We start from the raw sequence: 8,198 nt of genomic DNA, 5'->3' as shown, positions 1-8,198 counted from the left end.
CGCGCGGGCGGGTCGGCTGCCGGTGGCGGGGGCGGACCCGGAGGGGTGGGCGGCCGACGTCGATGCGCTGCTGGCCGAACGGCTCCGGGGGCGCAGCCGGGCGCCTGCCCGCCTGCCGGAGCACCTGTCGGTGAGTGCGGTCGTCGACGTGGGCCGCGATCCCGCGGGCGCTGCCGAACGACTGCGCCGCAGGCTGCCGCGTCAGCCGGACCGGCACGCGGCGCTGGGCACGGCGTTCCACGACTGGGTGCAGCGGTTCTTCCACGCGGAGCGACTCTTCGATCTCGACGATCTGCCGGGTGCCGTCGACGGTGAGCTGGCGCGCGCCGACGCCGAGGCGCTGGCCGAGTTGCAGTCCGCGTTCGCGGTGTCGCCGTGGGCCGCACGCACGCCCGTCGACGTCGAGACGCCGTTCGACATGGTGATCGGCCGGACCGTGGTGCGGGGGCGCATCGACGCGGTGTTCGCCGATCCCGACGGCGGTGTCACCGTGGTCGACTGGAAGACCGGCGATCCGCCGAAGGATCCGGAACGGTTACGGCACAACGCGGTTCAGCTGGCGGTGTACCGGCTGGCGTGGGCTGCGCTGCACGGGATGGACCCGTCGTCGGTGCGGGCGGCGTTCCACTACGTGCGCAGCGGGCACACCGTGGTTCCCACCGACCTGCCCGACGGCGACGATCTCGCCGCGCTGCTGGCCGCGGCGCAGCCGAGCACCGGCGACCAGGCCGGTGATCGGGCCACCGCCGACCAGGCCGGCCAGGCCACCGGCGAGGGAGTCGACGCCGTCGAGGAGGTGACGGACGTGGATGCCTAGCGGGGCGCGTTGCGGTAGATCTTGAGCGCCTGCATCACCATCGGCACCTGCAGCGGCAACCGCGCGATGGCGACGATCCGTGCGGGCCAGCCCTTGTGCCACCACAGCCGCACCATGTTGAGGTTGCCCGGATAGACCGCGAGGTACAGCGCGATGGCGGCCAGGGCGCCGAACCGGCGGGTGCGGGGCGCCAGCAGCAGGGCGCCGGTGGCCACCTCGGCGACGCCGGAGGCGTGCGTGTAGAAGCGGGCGTCGCCCGGCAGTTCGGCGGGCACGATGGTGTCGAACGGCTTGGGGGCGGCGAAGTGCAGCACCCCCATCCCGATCAACAGCGCACCCATGCGCGTGGCGGGGGCCTGACTGGGAAGGGCGGCGTTGCCCGGGGGTGTGAGCGCGGTCATGGTTACATTGTGCTGTGCTGCGCCAACGGCGAATGATGGGGTCTCGTGGCCAAGGGTAAGTTGCGTCGCCGCCTGCAGAGGCTCGACCAGGAGAACCTGACGTCGCGGCACGAGGCGGACCTCGTCGACGTGCTGACCATCCCCGAGGACTTCGTCAGCCCGGCCCGCAAGATCGCGCTGCGCGTGCTCTACGCGCTCGGGGCGTTGTTCGCCGCGGTGCTCATCGTCTACCTGGACCGGGACGGGTACCGCGACATCGAGAGCGCGCCCGATCCCAGCAATCCGCTGTCGTTCCTGGATTGCCTGTACTACGCCACGGTGTCGCTGTCGACCACCGGCTACGGCGACATCACGCCGGTGACCGACACGGCGCGGTTGGTGAACGTCCTGGTGATCACCCCGCTGCGGGTGGCGTTCCTGATCGTGCTCATCGGTACCACCGTCGAGACGCTCACCACGCAGTCGCGGCAGGCGTTGAAGATTCAGCGTTGGAGGAGAACTGTGCGCAACCACACCGTCGTCGTCGGCTACGGCACGAAGGGCAGGACCGCGGTGACGGCGATGGTCAGTGACGGCGTCGCCCCCGGCAACATCGTGGTGGTCGAGCAGAACGACTACGCGCTGGAACGGGCCAAGGCCGCGGGCCTGGTGACGGTGCGCGGCGATGCGACGAAGGGCGAGGTGCTGCGGCTGGCCAGCGCCCAGCACGCCGAGACCATCATCGTCGCCGCCAACAGCGACTCCGACGCCGTGCTGGTGACGCTGACCGCGCGCGAGCTGGCGCCCAACGCCAAGATCATCGCCGCGGTCCGGGAGGCGGAGAATCAGCACCTGCTGCGGCAGTCGGGCGCGAACACCACGGTGGTGACGTCGGAGACCGCGGGCCGCATGCTGGGCATCGCCAAGCAGACGCCGAGCGTGGTGGAGGTCATGGAGGACCTGCTGACGCCCGACGCGGGGTTCGCGATCGCGGAGCGCCCGGTGACGGCCGCGGAGGTGGGGGCCTCCCCGCGGCACATGAAGCAGATCGTGTTGGGGGTGGTGCGTGGCGGCAAGCTGCTGCGCGTCGACGAGCCGGACGCCGACGCCGTCGAGCTGGGCGACAAGCTGCTCGTGATCAAGACCGCCGCCGACACCGAGGACTGACGACCACCGATGACCGACTTCCGACTTCGCAACGTTCCGCTGCTGTCCCGCGTGGGCGCCGATCGCGCCGACGTGCTGCGCACCGACATCGACGCCGCGGTGGCGGGGTGGAGGGACGCGCTGCTGTTGCGCGTCGACCGCCGCAACCAGGTGCTGATCTCGAACGGTCAGGTGGTGCTGCACCCGGCGGTGTCGTACGCCGACGGGCCCGACGAGCACGCGGTGTTCCTGGGCCGGTTGCCCGACGGCAGGCACGTGTGGGGGGTGCGGGCGGCCCTGGCGGGTCCCGAGGATCCGCATGCGCAGACCGAGGTGCTCGACCTGCGGCGGGCGGGCACGATCTTCGACGACGCGAGCGCGCAGCTGGTGGCCACGGCCACGGCGCTGCTGAACTGGCACGACGCGGCGCGGTTCAGTGCGCTCGACGGTGCGCCCACCAAGCCGATCAAGAGCGGCTGGTCACGCGTGAACCCGGTCAACGGGCACGAGGAGTTCCCGCGGATCGACCCCGCCGTGATCTGCCTGGTGCACGACGGTCACGACCGCGCCGTGCTGGCCCGTCAGACCGCGTGGCCGGAGCGGCTGTTCTCACTGCTGGCGGGGTTCGTCGAGGCGGGCGAGTCGTTCGAGGCGTGCGTGGTTCGCGAGATCGCCGAGGAGATCGGGCTTTCCGTCGGCGACGTGCGGTACCTCGGCAGTCAGCCGTGGCCGTTCCCGCGGTCGCTCATGGTGGGTTTCCATGCCGTGGGCGACCCGGAGCAGCCGTTCGCGTTCAACGACGGGGAGATCGCCGAGGCGGCGTGGTTCACGCGCGCCGAGATCCGGGAGGCCCTGGATCGTGGCGACTGGAACGACGCGGCGGCACTGGACGCCGACACCCGGCTGCTGCTGCCGGGGTCGATCTCGATCGCCCGGGAGATCATCGAGTCCTGGGCGGCGCTGGACTGAGCGGCCTCAGCCCGCGAGCTTGGCCTTGACCTGCTTGGCGCTGGGGTTGGTCAGCGTGCTGCCGTCGGCGAACTTCACCGTGGGCACCACGTGGTTGCCCCCGTTGACCGAGCCGACGAACTCGGCGGCGGCGGGATCGGCTTCGATGTCCACCTCGGTCCAGGCGATGCCCTCGGCCTTCAGCGCGGTCTTGAGCCGCGAGCAGTAGCCGCACCAGGACGTGGTGTACATGGTCAGTTGAGCGCTCATGGGTCGTTCAACATAGCCGACGCGCCGGACATGCCCGACGCCAGTGGTGACGTGGCACGCATGTCGGTCGGCCCTGCCAAGATGGTGGTCATGTCCCGTCCGCAGTCCGACGCGTCGCGTGACGCGCTGCTGACCGACCTGGACGACGAGCAGCGCGAGGCCGTCGTCGCACCGCGCGGGCCGGTGTGCGTGCTGGCGGGCGCAGGTACGGGCAAGACCAGGACCATCACCCGGCGCATCGCGCATCTGGTCGCGGCGGGGCACGTCGCCCCCAGCCAGGTGCTGGCGGTGACGTTCACGTCGCGCGCGGCGGGGGAGATGCGCGTGCGGCTGCGGTCGCTGGACCGTGACGCCGGCGGCGTCGGTACCGGCGCCGTGCAGGCCATGACGTTCCATGCCGCGGCGCGCCGTCAGCTGCAGTACTTCTGGCCGCGGCTGGTGGGGGACACGGCGTGGGAACTGCTCGACAGCAAGTTCGCCGTCGTCGCGCAGGCCGCCAACCGGGCGGCCATGAAGGCCAGCACCGACGACGTGCGCGATCTCGCGGGCGAGATCGAGTGGGCCAAGGCGTCGTTGATCAGTCCGGAGACCTATCCCGCGGAGGTCGCCGCGGCCGGGCGCGACATCCCGTTCGACGCCGCGAAGGTCGCGGAGGTGTACGCGGGGTACGAGGCGCTCAAGGCGCGCCGCGAGGGCACGACGCTGCTCGACTTCGACGACCTGCTGCTGCACACGGCGGCCGCCATCGAGAACGACGCGGCCGTGGCCACCGAGTTCCGGGACCGGTACCGGTGTTTCGTGGTGGACGAGTACCAGGACGTCACGCCGTTGCAGCAGCGCGTGCTCGACGCGTGGCTGGGCGAGCGGGACGATCTGACGGTGGTGGGCGATGCCAACCAGACCATCTACTCGTTCACCGGTGCCACGCCGAACTACCTGCTGGACTTCTCGCGGCGTTTCCCCGACGCCGCGGTGGTCCGGCTGGAGCGGGACTACCGCTCCACGCCGCAGGTGGTCTCGCTGGCCAACCGGGTGATCGCCGCGGCGCGTGGGCGCATGGCGGGCAGCCGGCTGCATCTCGTCGGCCAGCGTCCGCCGGGGCCGGAGCCGTCGTTTCACGAGCATCCCGACGAGGTGGCCGAGGCCACCGCGGTCGCGGCGCGCGTCAAGAAGCTCGTCGAAAGTGGTACGCCCGCTTCGGAGATCGCGGTGCTGTACCGCATCAACGCGCAGTCGGAGGTGTACGAGGAGGCGCTCACCGCGGCCGGGGTGGCGTTCCAGGTGCGCGGCGGCGAGGGTTTCTTCAGCAGGCAGGAGATCCGGCAGGCCATGCTGGCGCTGCAGCGCGCCGCGGAACGCGGTGACGGCGAGCTGTCGGGTGCGGCCCTCACCGAGGCCGTCCGCGAGATCCTCGAGCCGCTGGGCCTGACCGCCGACGCGCCGGCCGGTACCCGCGCCAGGGAGCGGTGGGAGGCGTTGGTGGCGTTGGCCGAACTGGTCGACGAGGACGTCGCGCAGCGACCCGATCTGGACTTGCGCACCGTGGTGCTCGAGTTGCGGCAGCGTGCCGACTCGCGACATCCCCCGGTGGTGCAGGGGGTGACGCTCGCGTCGCTGCACGCCGCCAAGGGGCTGGAGTGGGATGCGGTGTTCCTGGTCGGTCTCGCCGACGGCACCCTGCCCATCTCGCATGCGTTGGCCAAGGGCAACGACAGCGAGGCGGTCGAGGAGGAGCGTCGCCTCTTCTACGTCGGGATCACCAGGGCCCGTGTGCATTTGGCGCTCAGCTGGGCGTTGGCGCGGGCACCCGGTGGGCGGCAGGGGCGCAAGCCGTCGCGCTTCCTCAGCGGCGTCGCGCCGCAGGTCGCCGCCACGGCCGGGCCGGCCAAGCAGCGCAGGCAGCGTGGGCCCGCGCCGCGGTGCCGGGTGTGCAACGGCCCGTTGACCGCGCCTGCGGCCATCATGCTGCGGAGGTGTGAGACGTGTCCGTCGGACCTCGACGAAGAGTTGCTCGCCGAATTGAAGGACTGGCGGCTGAAGACGGCCAAGGAGATGAGCGTTCCGGCGTACGTGGTGTTCACCGACAACACGTTGATCGCCATCGCCGAGACGCTGCCCACCGACGACGCGGCGCTCACCGCGATCCCCGGCATCGGGGCGCGCAAGCTCGAGCAGTTCGGGCCGGACGTGCTCGAGCTGGTGCGCAACCGGTCCTGAAAGACTGCCAACCTCGGCAAAGATCGTGCCAAAAGTCCTGGTCAAAAATGTCTTGTGGCAATTTGGTGCTAGCGTCTAGCCTCATAGACGCCCTATGAGGGCATGTCTGAGGCAACTGTCGAGTCGAAGGGGGGTCGCGAGAATCATGATCGATAGCACGTTCTACGGCGTAGCCGTCTCCGGCGATCTCTTCGGCATCTCGTGGCGCAACCATGCCACTGCCATCCCCGCCGGGCACGCCGCCGGCGCGGCCGCTGCCATGCGCGAGCGCCGCCAGCCCGCCGCGACCCTCGCGTCCGTGACGAGGAGCATTCCCTAGGAAGAGCCCCTCACTCGCCTCTCAAGGCCACGGACCCGACGTCACCCGGATCCGTGGCCATTGTCTTGTTCGGACGAGACATCTGGTCACCCGGGTCGCAGCAGATGACCGAGAACGACGACCAGGAAGCAGGAGAGACATGTCGGACCTGACATGCCGGGAGAGGCTGTCGGTGCCCTGTCACGAGGGCGAGCCAGATCTGTGGTTCGCCGAGAGCCCAGCGGAGCTGGAGCGGGCCAAGGCGCTGTGCGCCGACTGCCCCATTCGGCGCGAATGCCTGTCAGCGGCTCTGGAACGTCAAGAGCCGTGGGGGGTTTGGGGTGGAGAGATCCTCGACCGCGGCACCATCGTGGCGCGCAAGCGGCCACGGGGACGCCCCCGCAAGAACCCGCAGCACAACCCCGCTGCGGCGTGAGACGAGGCCGCCTGCGGGTCAGGCGGCCTCGTCCGCGAAACCCGGGATGAGTTCGGTGGCGAGCGCGCGGGTGGGGATGTGGGCGTCGAGCTGGCACGAGATGGCCACGTTGGAGGCGATCACGCGCATCGGGATGGCGAGCTTGGCCGGGATGTCCATCTGGCGGGCGGCCTTGATCTGGTCGACCGACAGGTCCATGTTGCGGGCGGCCATGCGCTGCAACCACTTCCGGGTGTAGTGGAACACCTCGACCTGTAGCGGTTCCACGTACTGGCGCAGCATGTCGTCGATCTCGGAGATCGACACCTGCTCGCCACGCTGGATGAAGCCGACCTTCTCCATGGTGGGCAGCAGGTTGTCGTAGTCCTGGTTCAGCGCGTAGCGCACCATGCGCCCCAGTTCGACGGGCACGCCGCCGGGCATGGGGGCCACGGCACCGAAGTCGATGACGCCCATCTTGTTTCCCGGCAGCAGCATGAAGTTCCCGGGGTGCGCGTCGCCGTGCATCATCTCCAGGCGGCGGGGCGCGTCGTAGGTCAGTTCGAACAGCCGCGTGCCCATGACGTCGCGTTGCTCGGTGGTGCCGTTGCGGATGATCGCGGACATGGGGATGCCGTCGATCCATTCGGCGATCACCACCTTGGGCGCCGACGCCACGATGGCGGGGACCACGAAGTGGGGGTGGTCGCGGTAGGCCTTGGCGAAGGCGCGCTGGTTGTCGGCCTCCAGCCGGTAGTCCAATTCCATCTCGGTGCGCTCGATGAGTTCGTCGACGACGCCCTGCACGTCGGCGCCGGGGGAGAGCTGCTTGAACACCGAGACCAGCCGGCGCATGGTCTTCAAGTCGGCGCGCAACGCCTCGTCGGCGCCGGGGTACTGGATCTTGACGGCGACCTCGCGGCCGTCGGACCACACGGCCTTGTGCACCTGCCCGATGCTGGCCGAGGCCACGGGTTCGTCACCGAAGGACGTGAACCGGTCGCGCCACCGGGTGCCGAGTTGGGCGTCGAGCACGCGGTGCACCTTGGCGGCGGGCAGCGGGGGAGCGTCCTTCTGCAGTTTGGTCAGCGCCTCCCGGTAGGGTTCGCCGAACTGCTCGGGGACGGCGGCCTCCATGACCGAGAGCGCCTGGCCGACCTTCATGGCGCCGCCCTTGAGTTCACCGAGGACGGTGAACAGCTGGTTGGCGGCCTTCTCCATGAGTTCGGCGTTGACCTGGTCCTTGGATTGGCCCGTCAGACGCTTGCCGAGGCCCAGTGCGGCACGCCCGGCGATGCCGACGGGCAAAGTCGCGAGCTTGGCGTTGCGAGCCGCCCGACCACGTTTGATGTCTGCCACCTCACCATCATCCCCCACGTTCCTAGGCGACTGCCCCGTGATGTCCGGAACAGGCGGCAAAGTGCCGTGCGAGACGGATCGTGGCGGCAGGTCAGCAACCGCAGTCCGGGTGCCGGGTCCAGCGGCGGGTGGTGGTGGTCTGGGTGCGTACGTCGATCTCCAGGGTGGCGTCGAGGGTGGCGGCCGGGCTGCCCGTCAACGCGGGCGAACCGCCGGCGTGCACGGCGGTGATCACGCGTTCGACCTCGGTGAGCGCGAGCGCGACGGTGGCCAGCACGGTGGCCCGGTCGGCGTGGCCGACGGCGCGCCGCAGCTGGGCGACGACGGCGGGCCATGCGGCGTCGCGGT

9 protein-coding genes and 1 pseudogene are annotated in these 8,198 nt (G+C 70.4%); 6 read left to right on the top strand and 4 right to left on the bottom strand.

Features of this window, described 5'->3' with window-relative positions; all coding sequences use genetic code 11:
- Positions 1-817, top strand: an 817-nt coding sequence (locus AC30CM_RS26465) for a RecB family exonuclease (protein ID WP_490119886.1), incomplete at its 5' end; no start/stop codon positions are given.
- Here AC30CM_RS26465 and AC30CM_RS26460 read toward each other — a convergent pair.
- The gene (locus AC30CM_RS26460) at positions 814-1,218 is read right to left on the bottom strand and encodes a DoxX family protein (RefSeq protein WP_490119885.1); all 405 of its coding nucleotides are present in this window, start codon (positions 1,216-1,218) and stop codon (positions 814-816) included. The two genes, AC30CM_RS26465 and AC30CM_RS26460, sit on opposite strands and share 4 nt — an antisense overlap.
- 45 nt (positions 1,219-1,263) lie before the next feature.
- On the opposite strand from AC30CM_RS26460, the gene AC30CM_RS26455 reads away from it, so the two are divergent.
- Together AC30CM_RS26455 and nudC are read left to right on the top strand one after the other, a co-directional pair.
- Complete coding sequence (locus tag AC30CM_RS26455; protein WP_490119884.1) at positions 1,264-2,364, top strand: potassium channel family protein; 1,101 nt, start codon at positions 1,264-1,266, stop codon at positions 2,362-2,364.
- Between the two features lie 9 nt (positions 2,365-2,373).
- Entirely contained in the window at positions 2,374-3,312 is a 939-nt protein-coding gene (gene nudC / locus AC30CM_RS26450) for an NAD(+) diphosphatase (RefSeq protein WP_490119883.1), read from the top strand.
- A 6-nt stretch (positions 3,313-3,318) separates the two neighbouring features.
- On the opposite strand, the gene mrx1 is transcribed toward nudC, so the two are convergent.
- Entirely contained in the window at positions 3,319-3,561 is a 243-nt protein-coding gene (gene mrx1, locus AC30CM_RS26445; RefSeq protein ID WP_490119882.1) for a mycoredoxin Mrx1, read from the bottom strand.
- Between the two features lie 90 nt (positions 3,562-3,651).
- Here mrx1 and AC30CM_RS26440 point away from each other — a divergent pair, with 90 nt between their 5' ends.
- The 3 genes from AC30CM_RS26440 (at position 3,652) to AC30CM_RS26430 (ending at position 6,512) form a co-directional block, all read left to right on the top strand.
- Positions 3,652-5,778 (top strand): ATP-dependent DNA helicase UvrD2, encoded by a 2,127-nt coding sequence (locus tag AC30CM_RS26440; protein WP_490119887.1) that lies wholly within the window; start codon positions 3,652-3,654, stop codon positions 5,776-5,778.
- A 145-nt stretch (positions 5,779-5,923) separates the two neighbouring features.
- On the top strand, positions 5,924-6,097 hold the full coding sequence (locus AC30CM_RS26435; protein ID WP_490119881.1) for a hypothetical protein: 174 nt from the start codon (positions 5,924-5,926) through the stop codon (positions 6,095-6,097).
- A gap of 139 nt (positions 6,098-6,236) precedes the next feature.
- Positions 6,237-6,512, top strand: a complete 276-nt coding sequence (locus AC30CM_RS26430; protein ID WP_490119880.1) for a WhiB family transcriptional regulator — start codon at positions 6,237-6,239, stop codon at positions 6,510-6,512.
- 18 nt (positions 6,513-6,530) lie between these two features.
- On the opposite strand, the gene AC30CM_RS26425 is transcribed toward AC30CM_RS26430, so the two are convergent.
- Together AC30CM_RS26425 and AC30CM_RS26420 are read right to left on the bottom strand one after the other, a co-directional pair.
- The gene (locus AC30CM_RS26425; RefSeq protein WP_490119879.1) at positions 6,531-7,868 is read right to left on the bottom strand and encodes a macrolide-binding ATPase MABP-1; all 1,338 of its coding nucleotides are present in this window, start codon (positions 7,866-7,868) and stop codon (positions 6,531-6,533) included.
- 73 nt (positions 7,869-7,941) lie between these two features.
- Positions 7,942-8,198 (bottom strand): annotated as a pseudogene (locus AC30CM_RS26420) (cyclodehydratase); the annotation flags it as partial.

This window comes from Mycobacterium sp. DHQP2018-32-09 (assembly GCF_058148405.1).
The sequence above is the reverse complement of the archived record's forward strand: the minus strand, read 5'-3'. Positions and strand labels throughout refer to the sequence as shown.